20 protein-coding genes and 3 pseudogenes are annotated in these 20575 nt (G+C 70.3%); 9 read left to right on the forward strand and 14 right to left on the reverse strand.

Annotation, left to right across the window (positions count from 1 at the left end; translation table 11 throughout):
- Positions 1 to 563: 563 nt before the first annotated feature.
- Entirely contained in the window at positions 564 to 716 is a 153-nt protein-coding gene (locus tag P3T39_RS14980) for a hypothetical protein (RefSeq protein ID WP_280698052.1), read from the forward strand.
- Positions 717 to 728: 12 nt separating this feature from the next.
- Positions 729 to 1823: pseudogene (gene ltrA / locus P3T39_RS14985) on the forward strand (group II intron reverse transcriptase/maturase); the annotation flags it as partial.
- Between the two features lie 88 nt (positions 1824 to 1911).
- On the opposite strand, the pseudogene P3T39_RS14990 reads toward ltrA, so the two are convergent.
- Both P3T39_RS14990 and P3T39_RS14995 read right to left on the reverse strand, forming a co-directional pair.
- Positions 1912 to 2166, reverse strand: a pseudogene (locus P3T39_RS14990) (IS630 family transposase); the annotation flags it as partial.
- The gene (locus P3T39_RS14995) at positions 2163 to 2561 is read right to left on the reverse strand and encodes a winged helix-turn-helix domain-containing protein (protein ID WP_348534343.1); all 399 of its coding nucleotides are present in this window, start codon (positions 2559 to 2561) and stop codon (positions 2163 to 2165) included. The gene P3T39_RS14995 and the pseudogene P3T39_RS14990, both read right to left, overlap by 4 nt.
- A 248-nt stretch (positions 2562 to 2809) precedes the next feature.
- On the opposite strand from P3T39_RS14995, the gene P3T39_RS15000 reads away from it, so the two are divergent.
- The gene (locus P3T39_RS15000; protein WP_280698054.1) at positions 2810 to 3172 is read left to right on the forward strand and encodes a hypothetical protein; all 363 of its coding nucleotides are present in this window, start codon (positions 2810 to 2812) and stop codon (positions 3170 to 3172) included.
- Positions 3173 to 3396: 224 nt separating this feature from the next.
- Here P3T39_RS15000 and P3T39_RS15005 read toward each other — a convergent pair.
- A pseudogene (locus tag P3T39_RS15005) lies at positions 3397 to 3552 on the reverse strand (integrase core domain-containing protein); the annotation flags it as partial.
- 289 nt (positions 3553 to 3841) lie between these two features.
- Between P3T39_RS15005 and P3T39_RS15010 the strand changes: the two are divergent.
- Both P3T39_RS15010 and P3T39_RS15015 read left to right on the forward strand, forming a co-directional pair.
- Complete coding sequence (locus tag P3T39_RS15010) at positions 3842 to 4711, forward strand: hypothetical protein (protein ID WP_280698055.1); 870 nt, start codon at positions 3842 to 3844, stop codon at positions 4709 to 4711.
- Between the two features lie 156 nt (positions 4712 to 4867).
- A complete protein-coding gene (locus tag P3T39_RS15015; protein WP_280698056.1) occupies positions 4868 to 5383 on the forward strand; it encodes a SigE family RNA polymerase sigma factor in 516 nt (171 codons plus the stop codon).
- 64 nt (positions 5384 to 5447) lie between these two features.
- On the opposite strand, the gene P3T39_RS15020 is transcribed toward P3T39_RS15015, so the two are convergent.
- Positions 5448 to 7397 (reverse strand): phospholipase C, phosphocholine-specific, encoded by a 1950-nt coding sequence (locus tag P3T39_RS15020; RefSeq protein ID WP_280698057.1) that lies wholly within the window; start codon positions 7395 to 7397, stop codon positions 5448 to 5450.
- Positions 7398 to 7408: 11 nt separating this feature from the next.
- A complete protein-coding gene (locus tag P3T39_RS15025) occupies positions 7409 to 8833 on the reverse strand; it encodes an endonuclease/exonuclease/phosphatase family protein (RefSeq protein WP_280698058.1) in 1425 nt (474 codons plus the stop codon).
- Positions 8834 to 9106: 273 nt separating this feature from the next.
- Here P3T39_RS15025 and P3T39_RS15030 point away from each other — a divergent pair, with 273 nt between their 5' ends.
- The 3 genes from P3T39_RS15030 (at position 9107) to P3T39_RS15040 (ending at position 11432) form a co-directional block, all read left to right on the forward strand.
- The gene (locus tag P3T39_RS15030) at positions 9107 to 9463 is read left to right on the forward strand and encodes a hypothetical protein (protein WP_280698059.1); all 357 of its coding nucleotides are present in this window, start codon (positions 9107 to 9109) and stop codon (positions 9461 to 9463) included.
- A 54-nt stretch (positions 9464 to 9517) separates the two neighbouring features.
- On the forward strand, positions 9518 to 10531 hold the full coding sequence (locus P3T39_RS15035; RefSeq protein ID WP_280698060.1) for a hypothetical protein: 1014 nt from the start codon (positions 9518 to 9520) through the stop codon (positions 10529 to 10531).
- Between the two features lie 100 nt (positions 10532 to 10631).
- Positions 10632 to 11432, forward strand: a complete 801-nt coding sequence (locus P3T39_RS15040) for a hypothetical protein (protein WP_280698061.1) — start codon at positions 10632 to 10634, stop codon at positions 11430 to 11432.
- A 90-nt stretch (positions 11433 to 11522) separates the two neighbouring features.
- Here P3T39_RS15040 and P3T39_RS15045 read toward each other — a convergent pair whose 3' ends face one another.
- From P3T39_RS15045 to P3T39_RS15075, 7 genes are all read right to left on the reverse strand, one after another.
- Positions 11523 to 11921, reverse strand: coding sequence for a hypothetical protein (locus P3T39_RS15045; RefSeq protein ID WP_280698062.1), 399 nt, complete (start codon positions 11919 to 11921; stop codon positions 11523 to 11525).
- Positions 11922 to 12093: 172 nt separating this feature from the next.
- Positions 12094 to 12414: a multidrug efflux SMR transporter gene (locus P3T39_RS15050; RefSeq protein ID WP_280698063.1), complete on the reverse strand. Its 321-nt coding sequence runs from the start codon at positions 12412 to 12414 to the stop codon at positions 12094 to 12096.
- Positions 12414 to 13106, reverse strand: coding sequence for an HAD family phosphatase (locus tag P3T39_RS15055; RefSeq protein ID WP_280698064.1), 693 nt, complete (start codon positions 13104 to 13106; stop codon positions 12414 to 12416). Before P3T39_RS15055 ends, P3T39_RS15050 begins: the two co-directional genes overlap by 1 nt.
- Positions 13107 to 13149: 43 nt before the next feature.
- Entirely contained in the window at positions 13150 to 14241 is a 1092-nt protein-coding gene (locus tag P3T39_RS15060) for an ABC transporter ATP-binding protein (protein WP_280698065.1), read from the reverse strand.
- Positions 14242 to 14281: 40 nt separating this feature from the next.
- Positions 14282 to 15094 (reverse strand): ABC transporter permease subunit, encoded by an 813-nt coding sequence (locus P3T39_RS15065; protein ID WP_280698066.1) that lies wholly within the window; start codon positions 15092 to 15094, stop codon positions 14282 to 14284.
- An 11-nt stretch (positions 15095 to 15105) separates the two neighbouring features.
- Positions 15106 to 16077 carry an ABC transporter permease gene (locus P3T39_RS15070; protein WP_280698067.1) on the reverse strand — a complete coding sequence of 324 codons (972 nt, stop codon included), beginning with the start codon at positions 16075 to 16077 and terminating at the stop codon, positions 15106 to 15108.
- 7 nt (positions 16078 to 16084) lie between these two features.
- Entirely contained in the window at positions 16085 to 17257 is a 1173-nt protein-coding gene (locus tag P3T39_RS15075) for an ABC transporter substrate-binding protein (RefSeq protein WP_280698068.1), read from the reverse strand.
- A 278-nt stretch (positions 17258 to 17535) separates the two neighbouring features.
- Between P3T39_RS15075 and P3T39_RS15080 the strand changes: the two genes are divergently transcribed.
- Positions 17536 to 18330 carry a GntR family transcriptional regulator gene (locus P3T39_RS15080; protein WP_280698069.1) on the forward strand — a complete coding sequence of 265 codons (795 nt, stop codon included), beginning with the start codon at positions 17536 to 17538 and terminating at the stop codon, positions 18328 to 18330.
- 100 nt (positions 18331 to 18430) lie between these two features.
- Here the strand turns inward: P3T39_RS15080 and P3T39_RS15085 are convergent, their stop codons facing one another.
- Both P3T39_RS15085 and P3T39_RS15090 read right to left on the reverse strand, forming a co-directional pair.
- Positions 18431 to 20020 carry a TauD/TfdA family dioxygenase gene (locus tag P3T39_RS15085; protein ID WP_280698070.1) on the reverse strand — a complete coding sequence of 530 codons (1590 nt, stop codon included), beginning with the start codon at positions 20018 to 20020 and terminating at the stop codon, positions 18431 to 18433.
- Between the two features lie 166 nt (positions 20021 to 20186).
- The gene (locus P3T39_RS15090; RefSeq protein ID WP_280698071.1) at positions 20187 to 20336 is read right to left on the reverse strand and encodes a hypothetical protein; all 150 of its coding nucleotides are present in this window, start codon (positions 20334 to 20336) and stop codon (positions 20187 to 20189) included.
- Positions 20337 to 20575 lie beyond the last annotated feature (239 nt).

A 20575-nucleotide genomic window follows, 5' to 3' on the forward strand; every position in this document is an offset into this window, starting at 1 on the left:
CTGATTGTAGGAACAGCTTCCGAAAATGGTGCTGTGCGGAAGATGAAGGATTTTATGGCCCTTCGGAGTCGCCCTGCGGGGGGAGGCTCCAAACCGCCTCATGCCGCGTTGGCTGAAGACCGTCGTGGTGAGCGATGAGGAAAAGGCGTCGTAAGAGGCGTCAGGTGGGGACCGGGAAGACGAACGCAAGTGAATCGCTGCTGACGTGTCGAAAGACAAACAGATGACATCGAAACCGGGGCATGGTCTGGTCCCCGGGATGAGCCTGGCGGGTTCCCGCTTATTGGCCAGGCGGTGTCCGGCATATAGGCGACGTGAGTCCGGTCTGCGGCTTCCGCATGGAACAGGAGAAGGCAGGCCCGATACTGCCCGCCGCGCGGCGGTGGGCGAGAGGGAGTGCCCCAAGCAGCGGACACTGCGAGGGGTCGAGTACCGATGCGGGTCCTGCTGGCGGACCGGCCCGTAGTAGTGGTGAAGTCCCTGTAACGGGGGCGGAGCGAAGGGGCCGGGTCGTTCGTGACTGTGTTGATCGCATCAACCGGAAGTTCTCCGGGAGGAGTTCGATGGGCCAGTTGAAGTCTCAGGTCAAGCCGTTTGATATTTCGAAGTGGGAAGTCAAGGAGGCATGGGAGGAAGTCAGGGCGAATAAGGGCGCCCCTGGAGTGGACGGGCAGAGCATCGCCGACTTCGAGAAGGACCTTCAGAGCAATCTGTAGAAGGTCTGGAACCGGATGTCGTCGGGCTCATACTTTCCGCCCCCTGTGCGCGCGGTGGCCATTCCCAAGCCGCAAGGCGGTGGCACGAGGATGCTCGGCATTCCCGCTGTCGCCGACCGGGTGGCACAGACCGTGGTGGCCCGGCATCTGATGCGGAGGGTGGATCCCATTTTCCACCCGGACAGCTTCGGATACCGGCCCGGGCGGTCGGCTTTGGACGCGGTGGGGAAATGCCGGGAGCGTTGCTGGAAGCGGGACTGGGTGGTGGAGTTCGACATTGCCAAGTTCTTCGACAGCGTGCCCTGGGGCCTGCTGGTCAAGGCCGTGGAGGCTCACACTGACGCCGTCTGGGTGAACTTGTATGTCCGGCGGTGGCTCGCTGCCCCGCTCGCCATGCCCGACGGCTCCCTGGTGGAGCGGGAGCGCGGAACCCCGCAAGGGGCACCGGTGTCTCCCGTCCTGGCGAACCTGTTCCTGCACTACGCGTTCGACACCTGGATGACCCGGGAGTTCCCGGCCGTCTGGTTCGAACGCTATGCGGACGACGCGGTGCTGCACTGCGACACCGAGCGACAGGCCCGCGAGGTGCTGGCCGCGCTCACGGACAGGATGGCCGAGGTCGGGCTGCATCTGCACCCGGACAAGACCCGGATCGTGTACTGCAAGGACGGATCCCGCCAAGGCTCCTACGGGCACGAGGCGTTCACGTTCCTCGGGTACACGTTCCGCGCCAGGCGAAGCCGGACCCGGCACGGCAGGAAGTTTCTGTCGTTCGAGCCGGCGGTCAGCCAGGACGCCCTGAAAAGGATCGGCCGGGAGGTGCGGTCCTGGCACCTGCACACCCGCTCGGATCTGTCCTTCAACGAGCTCGTCCGCAGGGTCAACCCCGTGGTGGCGGGCTGGATCAACTACTACGGCCGCTTCAGGCCGTGGGAGCTGCATCCCTTCTTGATGCGCATCAACGCCTACCTGGTGCGCTGGATCCGCCAGAAGTACAAACGGCTCGCGGCCAAGCGGAAGGCCACCGCGAAACTGCGGGAGATCGCCCAGCGATACCCCCGCATGTTCGCGCACTGGCGCTACACCGTGGACGCCTCGCTGATCTGACGATCAGAGCGACAAGAGCCGTGTAACGGGCGACTGTTACGCACGGTTCTGTGAGAGCCGAGGGGTGAGATTCCCCTCGGCTACTCGGCAAGACGATCGGGCCGCCGAGCTGAGCGTGTGCCGCAACGACCAGGTCACGGTAGTCGCTCCAGGCGAAGCTCTTGCGGCCATTGCTTCTGCCCTGGCCATCATCCAGCCTGGGCCGGTAGATCAGCCGGGACCGCTCGCCGGGCTTGTAGCAGGTCAGGGCGGCGACCGAGATCCGCCGGCGGGAGCGGCCGCGCACCCGAATAACGGGCGTGCGGCCGCGACGTCCCCAGGTACGGGCACGCGGCGGCGTCATCGAGACCCCGGCCTCGTCCTCAAAGACCAGCCAGGCTCCAAGCGCCGCCGCCAGGCTTTTACCTGCGGCCACACCTGCCTCTTCCACACCTCGACCGCCCCGTCGTCACGCTCGAGCGCGCGCCGGGCAGGCTGCTGGCACGACCAGCCATTGCGCCGCATCAGCTTCCACACGCCCTGGACCGTGTACGAGACGTGGAACCGCCGACCGATCACAGTCTTGATCCGCGCCAGCGTCCACCGCTGGTCCTCCCAGCCGTGCGCCAGCGGCCCCTTCTCCAACTCCCGCTCCAGCTGAGCGAACTGCCGCTCGCTGAGCCTGGGCAGAGACTGCGGCCCCTTCGACCCCAGGACCACCGAGCCGCCCTGCCGCCCTGCCGCCAAGCCTGACGTCACCGCTCCACCGACCGCACAGTGACCCGGAGATCAGCGGCGATCACCCTATTGCTGTCACCGCGTTCGAACCGCTCGGCGGCGTCCAGCCGCACCCGCTCCCGACGCTGTTGCTCCTGGGCGGTCAACCCGCCCCCCCTGCGCATACCGCACCCTGATCTCGTACCGCAGGGATCAAGGACCGTCAGCACCTACGACACGGCGAGTTCAACCTGAGTAATCAAGCATAAATACCTTGAGGAGGTGCATTGATGGATCATCAGCAACTGCTGGCTGCGCTGCGTCAGGCCGGCGTCGACGACCGGTCGTTCTGCATCAGGGGTCACGCGCTGCCTGGCTGGTTCGGCGAGGGAGGAATCCTCGACCAGGCCGCCGATGGCCGGTGGTTCGTGGGTGGTGTAGAGCGCGGTCGCCTCGACGTCGATCGCTATTTCGACTCCGAGGAGGATGCCTGCCAGTTCGTCTATGATCTGCTGACTCGTCCGCGCCCCGCTCCCCGCGAGCGCACCCCGGAGGAGCGGGCCGCAGACCGCGAACGTTCCCGGCAGCGCCAGGCCGAACTACGCGAGGAGATGGCCAGGGCAAAGGCCCATCACCAGGAAAACGACGGGTGAGGCAAGGCTGTGGCGAGCAGCCATCGGGCGCTCGCCACAGTCACCTCCTGAACTGCTCCGGGAGCCAGCCCGGGGCGGTTCGGCTTGTTGGGCGGCCTTTGACCCCGGATGTTGGACACGGGCTATGCGGCTTCGGCCAGGGTAGTTGATGTTGTGTTGAGCGCGGTCTAGTAGGCGATGGGACTGCGGTGTCCGAGGCGGGAGGGACAGCGGACGGTGTTCTAGCGGTGAGCCCAGCGGAAGACCGCCAGGCGGGCCTCGCGCTCGCTTGGCCAGCCTCTGCGCCCTTGCAGCAACTCCCTTTTGAGAGTGGCATTGAAGCTCTCGGCCGCCGCGTTGTCCGCGCTGCTGCCGATCGCGCTCATGGACTGGCGGACACCTGCCCGAGTGCCCGAGTGCCCGAGTGCCCGCGACGGCCCATCAGCCAGAATGCGACCCAACCGGCCGACCATGAATGCGACCACAAGGCGGCCGCGACCGGACGCACCGCGCAGGACACCGTCCTGGCGCAGGCCGGTCCGGGGCCCGGCTCGGCCGGTGGGCGGAAATTGGTGCCGGTCCGGGTGCGACCGGATCGGGGGCTCGACTCGTGTATAGGGCGGAGCCCGTGCTCGGGCCGGGTTGTGGAGCCGCTGTGCCGGTGGGCGGCGGGTGGGACAGGGGAGTGGGATGGACGATTTCCGAGAGGTCCTGAGCGAGGAGCTGTCGTCGCTCGGTGCGCAGCCGCCTGCGTTGGGGGACCTGGTCGGGGAGGCCACGCGGGCGGGTCGGCGGGTCCGGCGGGTGCGGATGTGGGCTGCCGTCGGGGGGTCGGCCGTCGCGATGGCTGCCGTGGGCGTTCTGTTGAGCGTGCTGGTGACGGGCGGGGTGAAGGGAGGCGGCGGTGTGGCCGCCGCGGGCCCCGCCTCAAGCTCTCCGGCGCTCTCGGCCAGTCCGTCGGGTGGTGTCCCGTCGGGTTCGAGTGCGTCGGCGAGCAGCTCGGCGGCCCCGAGCTCCGGCGCGACGGTCACTCGCACCGCGCCTCCTGCACCGCCGCCCGGCAAGGCCGGCGGGGGGAAGGTCCGGGCCACCGCAGCAGGCCTGTTGGAGGAGGTGCTGCAGCTGCTGCCCGCGGGCAGTACGAGCAACTACGCGGGCGACTCGGGGGCCGTTCCCCTCGTGCAGACGTATCTGACCACGGCGGCCGGAACCGGGATGATCCGGCTGAGCGTCTTCTCGGAGCAGGTACCGATGGACTGTGCGGGGGCCGCCGAGTGCCTGACCGATCCGTACGGCCACAAGGCGCGGGTCGACCACGAGGCGGGTAACTGCGTTCAGGACACCGTGGTCCAGGTCGACCATGGTGACGGCACCTCGGTGCAGGTCGACATCGGTACCTGCCTGGACTACACCGACAGTCACAACGCGCCCGGTGTGCAGGCCCTGACAGTCCAGCAGGCCGTGGCAATAGCGGGCAACCCGGCCCTCGGCCCGCTGATGGACTCCGCCACCGTGCAGGCCGGGGAGGGCAGGTTCCCCGACCTTCCGTCCATCGGCTGACTGTGCCGGGGCGGTCTCACAGGCCCGTGCCGCGACAGTCGGTCGGAGAGCAGTCGAAGCAGTCGAGTCAGTCGCGCTATGGCCCCACAGTGCCGGGGCTGTGGCGCGGGTATCGTTTCCGGGCCGGTGCGCCGGCCGGGACAGGGGGAGCAGGCCATGCGTGGGGAGCCGGAGTTCATAGCGTTTGCGGAGGCCAATGTCGTACGGCTGAGGCAGATCGCCTATCTGATGTGCCGTGACTGGCATCTGGCCCAGGACCTCACCCAGAGCACGCTCACCAAGATGTACGTGGCCTGGAACCGGATCGGCCGCAAGGGCCCCGAGGATCCGTTCCACTACGCCCGCAAGGTGCTGCTCAACACCGTCCTCGACCACCGGCGGCTGCGCAGCAGCACCGAGGTCGCCACCGAACGGCTGCCCGACCGCACCGCCGACTCCGATCCCACCGCGGTACGGCTGACGCTGCTGGAGGCACTGGGACAACTGGCCCCGCGTGATCGGGCCATCCTGCTGCTGCGCTACTGGGAGGACCACAGCGTCGAGACGACGGCCGAGATCCTGTCGGTCAGTCCGTCCGTGGTGAAGTCGCAGAGCATGCGCGCCCTGGCCACGCTGCGGGCCCAGTTGGGCGCGGACCGCGAGCTGCTGCTCGAGGACTCCCGGGCCGGATAGCCGGACAGCCGGACAGCCGGACAGGGAGGGGGCCGGGGCCCGGCCCCCTCCGGTCAGGGCGCGGTCAGTGCAGTGTGCCCGCGTAGCGGCGGGTGAAGCGGGTGCCGGTGGCGGCCGTCACGGTGACGTCGTAACGTCCCTTGTCCAGCGGCCAGTGGAGGGTGGCGCTGCCGCCGGGGCGGACCCAGACGGTCTGTGCCTTGCCCGCGAAGTCGTTCGGGGTGGCGGTGAAGGGGACCTCCGCGCCGCCCTCGTTGACGAGTCGCAGCGCGAGGCCGGAGCCGGTCAGCGTGGCCTTGACCGAGGGAACGGCGATGTCGCCCTGGGCGGCGTGGACGACGCTGCCCGCGAAGCGGCGGACGAAGCCGTCGGGGCCGTGGACGGTGAAGTCGTACCGGCCGTCGGTGGCGGAGGCGTCCCAGGTGTAGACCCCGCTCGCGCCGGGGGCGACGGTGTACGGGGTGCCGGTAAAGGCGTACGCGATGTTCGGGTAGACGGTGTAAGGGAACGACACCGTACCGGAGTTGGCGAGCGTACAGGTCACGGTGCCGGTACTGCGGTCCACCACGGCGTCGGCGGACGGGCGGTACGGCAGCCTGCGGTGCGGACGGTTGCCCGGCTCCTGGGCCGGCATGGCCTGGGTGCCGGTCGCGGGCAGGACGACGGCCGGGAGGGAGGCGCCCGCGTCCGCCTTGGCCATCAGCGCGACGGTGTCCGGCAGCGCCGGTACGGAGTAGTCGGGCGCGCCGAAGTCGAAGCAGCTGGTCAGGTCGCCGCAGACGGCCCGGCGCCAGGCGGAGATATTGGGCTCCTGGACACCGGTCACCACCTCGAGGAAGCGCAGCACCGACGTGTGGTCGAACACCTGCGAGTTGACGTAACCACCGCGCGACCACGGCGAGACGACCCACAGCGGAACCCGGTTGCCGAGGCCGATCGCCCGGCCCTGGGTGTACTCCTCGGGGGTGCCGGGCTCGGGGGTCGGCGGCACGACATGGTCGAAGTAGCCGTCGTTCTCGTCGTACATCACCAGGAAGACGGTGTGCTTCCACACCTCCGGGTTGGACATCAGCGACTGGAGCGCAGTGTTGACCCAGTGCGCGCCGTAGTCCGGGCTGGCGCTGGGGTGTTCGGAGAACAGGTACGGCGCGACCAGCCAGGAGACGGTCGGCAGCGAGCCGTCCTTGCAGTGCCGGTCGAAGGCGGTGAGATCCCACTTCGTCATCGCGTTGACGTAACGCGGGTCGGTGGCGGGGAAGTTGTGGAACTGCTTGAAGTACGAGAGGGCGTTGTCGTCGTAGTCGCCGGTGCGGTCGTCGCTGCTCGGGTTGTGGTAGACGCGCCAGCTCACCCCGGCGGACTGCAGGCGCTCGGCGTAGGTCGTCCAGTCCGCGACGGGATTGTTCGTGACCGGTGTGTTGTCTATCCAGGGCCCGGTGGTGCCGTCGCGCCCGGGGCCTGCGGTACCCGTCCACAGGTACAGCCGGTTGGGGTCGGTCGGCCCGGCCAGTGAGCAGAAGTACGCGTCGCAGAGGGTGAACGCATCGGCCAGGGCGTACTGGTAGGGGATGTCGGCGCGGGTGAAGTAGCCCATGGTGCGCTCGCCCTTGGCGGCGACCCACTTGTTCATCGCGCCGTTGTTGATCGCCTGGTGGCCGGTCGCCCAGTCGTGGGCCAGGCCGCCGGCGTTCTGCGCGTTGTACCTGGTGGTGTCCATCCGGTACGGCAGCATCACGCCGCCGTCGCTGCGCCCGGCGTCCGGCTGGCGGAACACGTTGCCGCCGTCCGGGAACCGGAGCGCCTGCTTGTCGCCGAAACCCCGGACACCGTTCAGAGTGCCGAAGTAGTGGTCGAAGCTGCGGTTCTCCTGCATCAGGACGACCACGTGCCTGACGTCCTTGACGCTGCCGGAGCGGGCCGGCGCGGCGGAGGCCGTGGACGGGAGGCCGACCACGGCGGCCGCGCCCGCAGCTGCGGAGGCGCCGACGAAGGTGCGGCGGCTGAACTGGGTCATGGTCCGGCCTCTCAGAGGGTGAAGGTGGCGACGGCGGCGGCGGTGTCGGACGGCCACTCGTTGGCGGCGGTGGCCGGGTCCGGCTGCGGCCAGCCGACGGTCAGGGTGTGCGCCTCGACGAGGGTGAGCCGCCCCGCGTACTGGATCTGGTCGATCCGGTCCTGCGGCTCGGGCTTGCTGCCGCGCACCCGGCGGGTCGGCGACCAGGTGGTGCCGGGCGAGGCCACCGGGTCGGGATGGGCCTTGCGGTAGGCGTCGGTCAGCCCGGCGCCCTGAAGAGCGACGGTGACCGGCCAGTCGAGCCGGCCGGCGCCGAAGTGGGCGGCGGCGTTGGCGGCCGTCCAGTCGAGGTGGGAGGGCGAGGAGAGCCCGGCGGCCAGGATCACCGGAGTGCCCGCTGCGAGGTCCGCCTTGACGGCGGCGGCCAGTGCCTGCGCCTGCCGGCCCCGGGTGGAGGCCGCCTCGGCCGCCTCGACCTGGGCTGCGCTCCGGCCGTCCTGGACGGCGTACGGGCCGTAGTCACTCTCGTCCAGGTGCGCCGCCCAGAGCCGGACGCCGCGCCTGCCGGGCAGTTGGACGGTGACGGCGGCGGCGGGCAGCGAGGCGGTGGTGCCGGTGACGGCGGTCAGCGGGTAGCGGCTGAGGATGCCGACGCTGCCCGCGCTCTGGTACGCGTACCAGCCCAGCGCGGTGGCCAGCGCCTGCGCGGCGGTGCCCGCCGTCTCCTGGAGGGCGAGCACGTCCAGACCCTGGGTGAGGATCGTGCGCAGCTGCTTCTCCACACCGTCGGTGCTGTGCGTACCGGCGTCCCAGAGGTTCCAGCTGGCGATCTTGAGCCGCAGCGGCTCGGCGGCGGCCTTGACCTGGACCTGGACGGTGACGGTGTCCACGGCGCCGGAGGCGTCCTTGACCTCCACGGTGACGGTGCCGGGGTGCGCGGGCGCGGTCCTCGGCGCGGTGCCGGTGACGGTACCGTCCGAGCCGACGCTCAGCCAGGAGTCCCCGCCCGTACGGCGGTATTCGACCGCCCCCGTGCCGTGCATCCACAGCCCGGCCAGCCTGACGTTCACCGCCGCGCCCGGTGCCACCCGAGTGGCCGTCAGGGCGTCCACGGCAAGGTGTGCGCGGACCGGTGCGGGCTTCGGTTCGAAGCTGAACGGTGCGGTCTGTGCCAGGATCCCGTATCCGTCCTTGGCCAGCAGGTACGCGGTGTACGGGCCACCGGTGAGAGCCGAGGTGTCCAGCTGTACATCGCCTGCGCCGTCGGCGGTGTACTTCCACAGCAGCGAGGAGCCGGTGCCGGGCCGCCGGGTGCCGTCGTAGATCCCGACCCAGTTCTTGGGGTCGGGGGCGTCGGTGGTCCAGCGGAAGGTGAGCTTGTCGCCTTCGGTCGGGCTCGTCGGCGTGCCGAGGACGAGTGTGGATCCTGTCGCCACGGAGGTCCTGTCCGCCGCACCGATACCGGTGCAGCTGGGTCGAGTTGGCTGTACAACTGACCCAATTCACTCCGATCGTGGCGGACTTCGCGTGAACAGGGCATGGCGGCTCGTCGGGAGAATGCCGAACTCGACCGAACCCCGTTCCCGGCGGCCCGGGGAGGCGGCTCGGACTGCACGCCCGTACGAGAGTGCGAGGGCGGCTTCTCCGGGTAGGGCACGGTTCGCTAGCCTCTTGACGCGGAGTCAGCCAAACAGTATGGGGGAGTTGGGATGAGTTTTCTCGGGGAAGCCTGGAATGATGCCAAGGGCCTGGTCGGCGACGCCGTCAAGGTCGGCGAGGACATCGTCATGGCACCGGCGGAGATCGCCCACTGGGCGCTGACCCAGATGTTCGGCGGCGGCGAGGCCGACCTGCACAAGATAGCGAACGAGCTGTCCGAGCTGAGCAAGCAGATGGACGGGCTGTCCAAGGAGATCGGCACCGCGCTGGGGCAGCTGACCTGGCACGGTCCGGCGTCCGACGCCTTCGTCGGCTACGCGCAGGCGCGGGTGGGCGAGATGAACGCCGTCACCGACGACCTGTCCTCGCTGAGCCGGTCGGTCGACCAACTGGCCAACGCCTACTGAGTCGGAAGACTCGCTCCAGCACCGCAAGAGGAACTACGGGGGTATCAGCCTCATATGGCAAATGACCAGTTCGGCTATCAGATGCAGGAACTCGCCAAGATCGAGCAGGATTGGCGCTCGGTCGGCGAGCGGATGGAGCAGCTGAACCGGCAGCTCGGACAGATCACGCAGACGCTGGCCAAGGCGACGGCGATCGACCTCGCATCGAGCCAGTTCGCCGGAATCCCGGGCTTCGGGATCGCCTTCCAGGTACTCGACGACGTCAAGCAGATAGAGGACGCGACCAAGCGTCTGAAGGCCGACAAGGAGAAGCTGGCCAAGCAGATCGCCGACGGTGCCGAGCGGATGAGGGCGGTCAAGGCCGAGTACGAGGCGGCCGAGAAGAAGATCGAGGACGAGCTCAGGAAGCACGAGCACCAGAACCAGCCGCCCACCAGCCCGAAGCCGCAGCCACAGCCGCCCACCAGCGGATCCGGTGGTCATGGCGGTGGCTCGGGCGGCCACGGCGGTGGCTCGGGTGAGCCGGGCGGCCACGAGGGCGGTGGCAGTGGCGGTGACGGTGGCGGCGGCAGCCACGGCGCGCCGGACGGCCACGTCAGTACCGCCAGCGAGATCAAGGTCTCCGAGGTCACCTACGGCGGCGCCGGATCGTGGAAGAGCGGCCAGGCAGCCACCGAGGACTACATCAACCAGGCGCTGGACAAGATGGGCATCACCGACCCGCAGGCCCGGGCCAACTGGATGCGCGGCATGCTGACCATCGCCGAGCGCGAGTCCAGCTACAACGCGCCGCATTCCCAGATCTGCACGTGGGACAGCAACGCCCGCGGAGAGCGGGTGGCGGACGGCGCGCCCGCCGAGTGCTCGCGCGGTGGCTGGCAGTGCATACCGAGCACCTTCGCCGCGTACCACCAGCCCGGGACGGCGACCGACATCTACGACCCGGTCGCCAACTGCGCCGCGTCCATGAACTACATCATGGACACCTACCACGTCTCGCGCGACGGCTCGAACCTCACCCACAACGTCCAGCAGGCGGACGCCAGCCGTCCGCCGAAGGGCTACTGACACTCACTCGCGCGGCAACGCCAACGGCCGGTTCCGGGACGGGCGTTGCCGCGCCCTTTCGAGTCCCCCCACACCACACACCTGAGGAAGAGTCATCCCCGTGTCCCGCTCCACCACCCTCACCAAGACGGCCGCCGCGCTGCTCGTCGCACTCGGCTCGCTGACCGCGTGCGGTCCCACCGACGACCCGGCCCCGGCTGCCGGCTCGGTCGCCGCGGCCCCGGTTCCGGACAAGAGCGCAGCCGACTCCCCCACGGCCGCACCGTCCGGCACCGCGCCGTCGGCGACCGCGGGTTCCGGTGCCGCCCCGGCCACCGGTGTGCCGGCTTCGGCGTGGGCGGCTGCGAGCGGTATCCCGATGGCCGCGCAGTACCACTGGGGCTCCCCGGCCGATGTGGCGCAGGCCGTGCAGAACCCGAAGTTCGAGTTCGAGCAGCTCTGTATGTCGAGCCGTGACCCGTCGAACGACCTCTCCGACTGGAAGGGGCCCGCCGCGCAGGCGCACCTCGCAGCCGGTCAGAACTTCGCGGACTGGCAGGTCCAGCAGACGGTCGTTCACTTCCCCGGGACCAGCAGCGGCGGAGCGCAGCTGGCCCATGCGCTCTACCGGGGCCTGACGGACGAGCTGAAAGCCTGCGGCAGAAGCGCGAAGGGCGCGACGGTGAAGGTGACCAGCACCGGTGGCGACGCCGGGAACAGCAACCTGGCCGCGACCGTCACCGTCCCGGAGTCGGGCGGCGGCGCATACACCCTGCACCAGTACCTGTCCCTGACCGGCCGGACGGTGACCGAGCTGGCCCTCTGGTCGGACCATCCGACGCATCAGTGGTCGGCGCCTGCGGACGCCGCGGTCCTGGGGCCCCTGGAGTCCCCGCTCTGCTCGTCGTTCAAGGACTGCTGACGCCGGCCTGGCAGTTGAGCCGGAGGACGGCCGGCCATGCACTGCGCCCGTGGGCAGTGCATGGCCGGCCGACTGCGGAAAGATCCGGGGTCAGCCGCAGTCGGGGGTGAGCGAGGCCACCCGCCTGCCGTCCAGCTCGTGGTCACCGATGCCGCTGACCTCCTGCTCGTCACCGGCGAAGTTCGGCTGGTCGTTGAGGCGCACGATGCAGCCGAAGTCGTCGGGGAGGGGGTTGCGCGCCGACTGCGGGTGGATGGGGGGCTCGATGTCGTCCAGCTGGCGCAGGTCGAAGCCGTCCTTCGTCACGTGCGCGTCCTCGGCCAGCAGGACCCTGCCCGTCTGGTGGGGCCCTTCGAAGAGGCAGAAGTAGCCCTTCTTGCACTTCAGTGTGTGAGCGGCGGTGTCCGCGTAGGTGGCGGAGGCGGCGGTGGCCGAAAGGCCGATGGTTGCCATGACCATGACAGCAAGGCGGAGGGCGCGGTTTCGCATGAGAACTCCGTTCGTCGGGGAGGCGCCACCGGTAGTACCCGGATGGCGACCCAACGTTAACCCGCAACTGCTCCCTGTACGGAGCTTTTCGGGATGACACGTGCGGCGCGAGTGGCAGCGGGGCTGACGGGGGCCAGTGGGTGGCGTCCCGTCAGCCCCGGGGCCGTGAAGGTCAGTGGCTGCCGCGCAGGTTGAGGACGACGACGCCGACGATGATCAGGGCGATGCCCAACCACTGGGCGCGGCCCAGCTGTTCGCCGAAGGCGATGGTGCCGATGGCGGCGACGGCGGCGGTGCCCGCACCGGACCAGACCGCGTAGGCGATCGAGACCGGGATGTGCTTCAGGGCGCGGCCGAGCAGCAGGAAGGAGAGCAGGTAGCCGAGTCCGACGCCGAGGCTGGGCCAGAGCCGGGTGAAGCCCTCGGTGAGCTTGAGACAGCTGGTGGCGCAGACCTCGCTGGCGATCGCGAGGGTGAGCAGCAGGTAGGGCATCAGGCCGTGCGCTCACCGGCGGACCCGGCCGCGAGCCGGCCGAGCAGGGCGAGGTCGGCCTGCTCCAGGCTCTCCAGCAGGGTGATCCGCTCGGCGGCCGCGATCGGCACGGCGGACGGTACGGCCAGCACATTGCAGCCGGCGGCGTGGGCGGAGGCGACGCCGGTCGGGGTGTCCTCGACGGCCACGCAGGCGGCCGGGTCGAGGCCGAGCCGGTCGGCGGCGGCGAGGTAGGGGGCCGGGTCGGGCTTGGTGCGCTCGGTGTCCTCGGCGGCCAGGGTGATGGTGAACCACTGGCTGCCGAGCGAGGAGAGCACCAGGTCGACCACCCTGCGCGGGGAGGCGGAGACCAGGGCGGTGGGGACCGCCGCGTCCCGGAGTTCGGCCAGCAGCGCCAGTGCGCCCGGCCGGGGGACGACCTCGCTGGCGACCTTGCTGCTGAACGACTCGTTGAGCTGCTCGGCGAGTTCGGCCTCGGTCCGGTCGGTGCCGCTGGTGCGGTGCAGATGGGCGGCGGTGTGCTCGACCGGGCGGCCGAGCACGTCGGGCAGGTCGTCGTCGGTGAGGGTGATCCTCAGTTCGGCGGCGAGTTCGGCGGCGGCCTGCCACCAGAGGTGCTCGGTGTCGACCAGGGTGCCGTCCATGTCGAACAGGACGGCGGCGGGCCCATGGGGGAGCGGGGTTTCAGGCATGGCGGTACCTTTGGTCTTCGTCGTCGGGTGAATTGACGGTATGTCAGTTCGATGCGGTGCGGTGGTCGACCAGGACGGGCCGCTCCGGCAGGGTGATCTCGGCCGTGCTGCCGACCGGAAGTGCGGCGGCCGCCTCGGTCGGCAGGTCGGACTTCACCTCGGTGCCGTCGGCGAGCCGGACGGTGAGCCGGGTGACGCTGCCCAGGAAGGACGCGGACACCACGATCGCCCGTCCCTGCTCGGCCGGGGCGAGGCCGACGTTCTCCGGTCGTACCAGGACGTCCAGTCGGCCGTCGGCGGGCACGGCGCCGTCCACCGCGTGGCGGCGGCCGAGCACCTCGACGCCGTCGCCGGCACGCTCGCAGGGGATACGGCTCATGGTGCCGACGAACTCGGCGACGAAGGCGGTGGCCGGGCGTGCGTACAGCTCGGACGGGGTGGCGCACTGCTCGAGGCGGCCCGCGCGCAGGACGGCGACCCGGTCGGCCATCGACAGCGCCTCCTCCTGGTCGTGGGTGACGAACAGGGTGGTGATGCCGAGCTCCTGCTGGAGGCGGCGGATCTCCTCGCGCAGGCTGAGCCTGACCTTGGCGTCCAGGGCCGAGAGCGGCTCGTCGAGCAGCAGGACGCGCGGCTTGAGGGCGAGCGCGCGGGCGAGCGCGATGCGCTGCTGCTGACCGCCGGACATCTGGTGCGGGTAGTGTCCGGCGCGCTGCGGCAGGCCGACGAGCTCCAGCAACTCCTGGGCGCGGGAGCGGCGTTCGGCCTTGGAGGTGCCGCGCATCCGCATCCCGAAGGCGACGTTGTCCAGCGCCGTCAGGTGCGGGAAGAGGCTGTAGGACTGGAACACCATGCCCGCGTCGCGCTTGTGCGCGGGAATCCTGGTGATGTCCTCGCCGTCGACCAGAACCTCACCCGAGTCGTGGGTCTCGAAGCCGGCCAGGATGCGCAGGGCGGTGGTCTTGCCGCAGCCGGACGGCCCGAGCAGGGCGAGCAGCTCACCCGGGTGGACGGTCAGGTCGAGACCGTCCAGCGCGGTGGTGGCGCCGAACCGGCGGCGCAGGGAACGGAATTCGACGGTCGCGCTGCCGGGCGCGAGCGGCACACCGGCGGCGGGGGCGGTAACCGTGGACATTCGGGAGACTCCTGGAGATACCTTGAAAAGGAGGGGTGGATCAGGTGCGCGCGGACTTGCGGCCACGGCCGAGCGCGGACATCAGCAGCAGCAGTACCCAGACGACCAGCAGGCTCAGGATCGAGACCGCGACCGACATCTGGCCGTCGCTCTTGCCGTTGGAGCTGATCCACACCGAGAAGGGCTGGAAGCCGAGGATCGCGGCGGTGGTGAACTCGCCGAGCACCATTGCCACGGTGAGCACCGAGGCGTTCAGCAGCGCGCTGCGCAGGTTGGGCAGGACGACGGTGAACACCGCACGCGGCCAGCTCGCACCGCAGTTGCGGGCGGCCTCCACCAGGGTGACCACGTCCACGCCGCGCAGCCCGGCGTCCAGCGCGCGGTAGGCGAAGGGCAGCGCCATCAGGACGTACGCGATCACCAGCACGATCGGGAAGCCGGGGTCCTGGATGGCCACGATGGTCTGGAACAGCGGGGTGTCGGACAGGTAGTCCGGGCCCCAGCGCAGCACGCCGACGATGCCGGTGGTGAGCGCCACCACCGGGACGACCAGCGGCAGCGAGCACATCACCTCGATCACCGGGCGCAGCTTCGGTGCGCCGAGCCGGGCCGCGAGCAGTGCGGGCACCAGCAGGAGCAGCAGGATCGCGACGGTGACGGCGGCCAGCTCCAGGCTGAGGGAGAGGCTGTCCAGGAAGCCGGGGGCGTTCAGCAGCTCGGTGTACGCCCGGAAGGTGGTGCCGCCCTTGTTGTCGTCGATGCTGAAGACCACCGAGGCGGCCATCGGTACGGCGAAGTAGACGCCGCAGACGAGCAGGACCAGACCGCGGCCGAGGCGGATGCGAGATCCCAACGATTGGAAGTTCAGGCTAGCCACTTGGCACTCCGGCGCTGAAGGGGCAGGTAGATCGCCATCACCAGGCAGGCGACCACGATCATGTCGAGTCCGAGTGCCAGTGCCAGGTTGCCCTGGCCGACCAGCACGTTGCCGGAGAGCGCGTCGCCGATCTGCATCGAGATCAGCGGTACCGAACTGCCCACCATGGCCTCGGCGGTGGCGTACGCGGCGAAGGAGGCGCCGAAGAGCAGCACGAACCCGCCGAGCAGCGAGGGCAGCAGCACCGGCAGCGCGACATGGCGCCAGTACTGGAAGGTGGTCGCGCGGTTGTTGTGGGCGGCCTCGCGCCACTGCACCCGCAGACCCTCCAGAGCGGGCGTGATGGTGAGGATCATCAGCGGCACCAGGAAGTACAGGTAGACCACCGAGAGGCCGGTGAAGGTGTAGAGGTTCCAGCCGTGCTTGGTGAGGCCGAACTTCTTGGTGACCTCACCCGCGTTGCCGAGGGTGGCGACGAACATGAACGCCAGCGGGACGCCGCCGAAGTTGGCCAGCACGCCGGAGCCGGAGAGCACGGCCTCGCGGAACATCCGGAACCGGGAGGTGACCACCGCCTGGGCCAGCGGCAGACCGACGACGGTGCCGATCAGCGCGGTCAGCAGCGAGAGCTTGATGCTGCCGAAGAGCGCGGTCCAGTAGGCGCCCTGGAGCGAGTTGGTCAGGTTGTCGGTGGTGAAGGCGCCACCGCCGTCGGGGGAGTCGGTGGAGGTGGTGAACGCACCGATCGCGATGGCGATCGTCGGCAGGCCGAAGCCGACGGCGAAGAAGACCAGCAGCGGGAGGGCCGCGAGCCAGGCTCGGCTGCCGCCCCGCCGGCGGCGGGGGGTGGGGGCCGAACGGGCGGCCAGGGGTTCGGGGGTAGCGGTACCGGGGGCCCCCGCGCCGCCGCCGAGGTCGGCGGCGGCGGGGGTCGGCACCGGGGTGGGAGCCGTAGTCATCGTCAGGTCAGCCCGCGATCGCCTTGGCCCAGTTCTCGGTCACGGTCTTCTTGGCCGCGTCCGTCTGAGCCTGGGTCGGGAAGGTGGTGAAGGGCTTGGCGACCGGCGGCAGCTTGGCGGCGGCCGCGGCGTCCAGGGTGCCGGCGGTCTTCAGGGCGTCGAACAGGACCGGGCTGGCGTAGCCGCCCAGGAAGCCGTTCTGGCCCTCGGCGCTGTAGAGGTACTCCTCCCACAGGCGGGCGGCCGCCGGGTGCGGCGCCCACTTGTTGATCGCCTGGTTGTAGTACTGGGCGTAGGAGCCGTCCGAGGGGATGGCGACCTTCCAGTCGATGCCCTTGTCCTTGAGCTTGTCGGTGTAACCGGTGTTCAGGTAGGACCAGTCGACGGTGATCGGGGTCTCGCCCTTCTCGATCGTCGCCGGGGTGACCTCGACCGGGTTGAAGTTGCCGGCCTGCTTCAGCTTGCCGAAGAAGTCGATACCCGGCTGGATGTTGTCCAGCGAACCGCCGTTGGCGAGCGCGGCGGCGTAGACGGCGCCGAAGGCCGCACCGGCCTTGGTCGGGTTGCCGTTCAGCGCGACCATGCCCTTGTAGTCGGGCTTCAGCAGGTCGGCGAAGGTCTGCGGGCAGGCGGCGACCTTCTTGGCGTCGCAGCCGATCGACATGTAGCCGCCGTAGTCGTTGTAGGACAGCCCGGTGGCGTCCTTCATGGTGGCCGGGATCTTGTCGAAGTCGGCGACCTTGTACGGGGCGAGCAGGCCCTGGCTGCCGGCGCTGAGCGCGAAGGCGGAACCGAGGTCGACCACGTCCGGGGCGCGGTCCTGGCTCTTGCGGGAGGTGATCGCGTTGATCTCGTCCTGGCTGGTGCCGTCCGGGTTCTCGTCCTCGATGTCGATCCCGTACTTGGCCTTGAAGCCGTCCATCAGCTTGCCGTAGTTCGCCCAGTCCTTGGGCAGCGTGATGACATGCAGCTTGCCCTCCTTCTTGGCGGCGGCGACCAGGCCGTCCATCCCGCCGAAGTCGGCGGCCGAGGCGGCGTCCTTGGCGGCCTTGCCGCCCGGCTGCGCGGCGGTGTCGGACTTCGCGGAGCTCGAACCCGCGGACCCGCAGGCGGTGAGGGAGAGCGCGGCGGCGGTCAGCACGGCCGCGAAGGCGGCGGCACGGGCACGGTGCAACGTCACGGGAAGTTCTCCTGACAGGGGGGAGAGGCAAGCTGGGGATTCGCGATGGAGGAGGTGCCGGAGGGCTCAAGGCCAAGTTGGCTAGGCAACTCTTCCCCGACGACGCCAAGTACGCCGGAGTTCGGTGACGGGAAGGTGAACGGACGGCCCAGCTCAGGGGGCGGCTGCGGGAACGGTCGAATCCGCGCCGCCGCGCAGTGATCAGCAGCGGCTACAGTCGGTGGCGTCCGCGCTGCACCCGTGCGCAGGACCCTGCCCCAGGAGGGACATTGACAGACGTGGCACAGGACTCCGAGCACACCGTGGCCGCCGGGGGCACCGACCGCGCTTCCGGCGCGCTCTACCGCCGGGTGGCCTCCGACCTGCGCGAGGCGATCACCTCGGGCTCGTACGGACAGTCCGGACGGCTGCCCGCCGAGGGCGCACTCGCGGAGCAGTACGGAGTCTCCAGAGGCACCGTCCGACAGGCGCTCGCCCTGCTGCGCGCCGACGGACTGGTCACCTCCAGGCGCGGCACCCGCCGTGTGGTCCTCGGCAACGCCCGGGTGCAGAGCTTCTCCGAGCTGCTCAGCTTCACCCACTGGGCCCGTTCGATGGGCGAGGAACCCGGCGGCCGTCTGGAGTCGCTGACCCGCCGCCCGGCCGATGCCGCCGAGCGCGAGCAGCTGCGCCTCGAACCGGGCGCCGAGGTGTATGTGACGCTCCGGCTGCGCACCCTCTCCGGCAACCCCGTCATGGTCGAGCGCACCGTGTACCCGCCCCGGGTCGGCGAGTTGGTGGCCCAGCTCCCGGCCGACGTGGTCTCGCACACCGAACCCCTGCGCGAGCACGGCATCCTGTTCACCGACGCCGACCACACCATCGACGTGGTCGCCGCCAACGCCGACGACGCCCGCCTGCTCGGCTGCCGCCGGGGCAGCCCGCTCCTGCGCGAACGCCGCCGCACCACAGATCCCACCGGCACCCCCGTGGAGTGGTCCCAGGACCGCTACCTCCCCGGCACGGTCGCCTTCAGCGTCCACAACTCCCTTGCCGCCTCGGCCCTCTCCCGCCACGCCCGGGACGGCGACTGACCCGGCAAGGTGCAACCAGCCTTTGAGGGGCAAGGGGCAACCAATCAGGGGCGCGGGGCTCCGCCTGATGGTTCACGCCTGCCCCTGAGAGGTTTCCGGCTCAGGACATCAGTCGCTCCAGTAGCGGGCGGAAGTGTGCGAAGGCCGGTGTGGGGGCGCCCGCGACCTTGGCCTGGTCGTCCCAGCGGCGGACGGCCACCGCGTCCTCGGCACCCGGGTGGGCGGTGAAGGCCGCAGCCTCGTCCGCCTCCATCGGCCCGCCCTGCACCTGCAGCGTGTACTCGGAGGCCTCGGAGAGCCCCGCCCGGTAGGAGGGCTCCACCGCACACAGGTACCGCTTCGCGGCCACGTGCAGCCGCACCGGCTCCGTCACCTCGGGCCCGAACCACCGGGCCAGCCAGTCCGCGCCGGTGTGGCTGTGCCGGTTGTCCCGGCCCTGCATCAACTTCAGCCCCGAGCCGTCGAAGTGGCCGACGTCGTGCAGGAGCGAGGCCGCCACCAGGTGATCGGATGCCCCCGCCGCCTCGGCCAGCGCGCCCGCCTGGAGCATGTGCTCGGCCATCGTCACCGCCTCGCCCAGGTACTCGCCCAGGCCCTCGCCCTCGAACAGCTCCTCCAGTGCGTCCAGCGCGCCGGCCCGCCGGTTCAGCACGGCGAGGGAGGAGGCGAGCGAGTCCAGGTCGGCGTAGCAGCCCTGGAGGTGGCGGTGGCCGTCCTGCTCGAAGGCCGTCCTGGCGTGCAGCAGGCGGACGTTGTCGAAGATCAGGCAGTCACCGGGCCCGAGCCGGAAGGTGAGACGGAGCTCGGGCCGCAGCGTGATCCGGGCGAAGCGCCGGTACGCGGCGTAGAAGGCGTCCAGCTGCTCGGCGGGCAGCCGGAGGGTGCCGATCGACCGGTTGTTGAACCGCACCTCGCGGATCCGGCCCGCCGCGTCCACCTCGATCAGCGGCCGCTCGGCGCGCAGTTCGGTGGTGCGGTCGCGGAAGACGAACGGCACCGGTGTACGGGTCAGCACCGCGAAGTCCTCCGGTGCCTCCTCGCGGAGAACGGCTGCCGCCCGGAAGCCGTCCACCAGGCCCGAGTCGCCCCCGGTGGAGTCGTTTCGCAGGCAGTGCAGCAGTTGCAGGGTCGGTACCGGGTCGCGGTACGGGTTGTCGGTGTGCGGCGCGATGGCGGCGCTGGTGAACGCCAGGTTGTTGGGGTCCGGCTCGACCCGGACGTCGAACAGCTCACCGTAGTTGGTCTCCCGCACGTACCCGAAGCTGCGCGCCACCTCCAGCACCTGCCGCTCCACCGCCGGTACGTCGCGCAGCAGCGCGAACCCCGAGCGCTGCACCGCAGCCAGCACCGCCGCCCGCTCGCCCGAGTCCGCCAGGTACGTGGCCCAGTCGGCCTCCGGCAGCCCGCCCGCGAAGTCGGCCGCCGTCCACAGCCGCTTGCCCTGCTCGGTCCGGCCGTCCCCCTCGGGCCCCTCGGAACCCTCGGCCCGTTCGTCCGGCCACTCGGCCGGGTAGGCCGACCGGTGCCCGTCCGACCAGTGCACCTCCAGTACGCCCTCGCCCTCCCGCTGTGCCACGATCGCCAAGTCCCCCGGCAGATCGGTGATCTGGAACAGCTTCTGCCCGTTGCGCGGGTCACGGCACTCGGCACAGGGGCAGTTGTCGCGCAGCCAGTACGCGGAAAGCGCCATCGGAACTCCTCCTCCTGGGGTCGGCCAAAGTTGTATAGCCAACTTTGCGTCGCGCACGACCCTGCCGATCGTGAGTGAGGAGCGGAGGTCCAGCAGATGTCCGTCACACGAACAGCAGCGGATCCATGGGCGCAGGCCCGACGGCGGCTCCTGGCCCGGCGCCGGCTCACCGCTGGTCGGCGCCCCGGCGGCGGGGCAGGAACAGTGCGGGCAGCAGGGCCGGCGCCATCAGCGCGACCGCCCAGACGCAGGTGTGGCGGAAGGCGTCGGCGGGGTGCGGCGCGCTCTTCAGCTCGCCGGTCAGCAGTACGGACATCCCGGCCGCCGTCCTGGAGGACTGGCAGCGCATCGGCCCGGGCGCGGTCCAGGCCGAACTCGCCCGCCGGCTGGGGCTGCTGGCCGACCAGGGCCTGCTCTCTCACCGACCCGGAGCGCGCCGCCCGCCGCTACATCCTGCTGGTGGCCACCGAGGTCACCAACCGCTCCTACTGGGGCGTCTTCCCGCTCCCCGAGCCCGAGGTCCGGGCGATGGTCACCGCGGGCGTGCAGGACTTC

The organism is Kitasatospora sp. GP82, assembly GCF_029892105.1.
Taxonomy (GTDB): domain Bacteria; phylum Actinomycetota; class Actinomycetes; order Streptomycetales; family Streptomycetaceae; genus Kitasatospora.

Bases quoted from the DNA above. Each gene is read 5' to 3' on its own strand.
- P3T39_RS14980 (WP_280698052.1), top strand. From the start codon at position 564: ATGGGCCAGTTGAAGTCTCAGGTCAAGCCGTTTGATATTTCGAAGTGG.
- P3T39_RS15000 (WP_280698054.1), top strand. From the start codon at position 2,810: ATGGATCATCAGCAACTGCTGGCTGCGCTGCGTCAGGCCGGCGTCGAC.
- P3T39_RS15010 (WP_280698055.1), top strand. From the start codon at position 3,842: ATGGACGATTTCCGAGAGGTCCTGAGCGAGGAGCTGTCGTCGCTCGGT.
- P3T39_RS15015 (WP_280698056.1), top strand. From the start codon at position 4,868: ATGCGTGGGGAGCCGGAGTTCATAGCGTTTGCGGAGGCCAATGTCGTA.
- P3T39_RS15020 (WP_280698057.1), bottom strand. From the start codon at position 7,397: ATGACCCAGTTCAGCCGCCGCACCTTCGTCGGCGCCTCCGCAGCTGCG.
- P3T39_RS15030 (WP_280698059.1), top strand. From the start codon at position 9,107: ATGAGTTTTCTCGGGGAAGCCTGGAATGATGCCAAGGGCCTGGTCGGC.
- P3T39_RS15035 (WP_280698060.1), top strand. From the start codon at position 9,518: ATGGCAAATGACCAGTTCGGCTATCAGATGCAGGAACTCGCCAAGATC.
- P3T39_RS15045 (WP_280698062.1), bottom strand. From the start codon at position 11,921: ATGCGAAACCGCGCCCTCCGCCTTGCTGTCATGGTCATGGCAACCATC.
- P3T39_RS15050 (WP_280698063.1), bottom strand. From the start codon at position 12,414: ATGCCCTACCTGCTGCTCACCCTCGCGATCGCCAGCGAGGTCTGCGCC.
- P3T39_RS15055 (WP_280698064.1), bottom strand. From the start codon at position 13,106: ATGCCTGAAACCCCGCTCCCCCATGGGCCCGCCGCCGTCCTGTTCGAC.
- P3T39_RS15060 (WP_280698065.1), bottom strand. From the start codon at position 14,241: ATGTCCACGGTTACCGCCCCCGCCGCCGGTGTGCCGCTCGCGCCCGGC.
- P3T39_RS15070 (WP_280698067.1), bottom strand. From the start codon at position 16,077: ATGACTACGGCTCCCACCCCGGTGCCGACCCCCGCCGCCGCCGACCTC.
- P3T39_RS15085 (WP_280698070.1), bottom strand. From the start codon at position 20,020: ATGGCGCTTTCCGCGTACTGGCTGCGCGACAACTGCCCCTGTGCCGAG.
- P3T39_RS15090 (WP_280698071.1), bottom strand. From the start codon at position 20,336: ATGTCCGTACTGCTGACCGGCGAGCTGAAGAGCGCGCCGCACCCCGCC.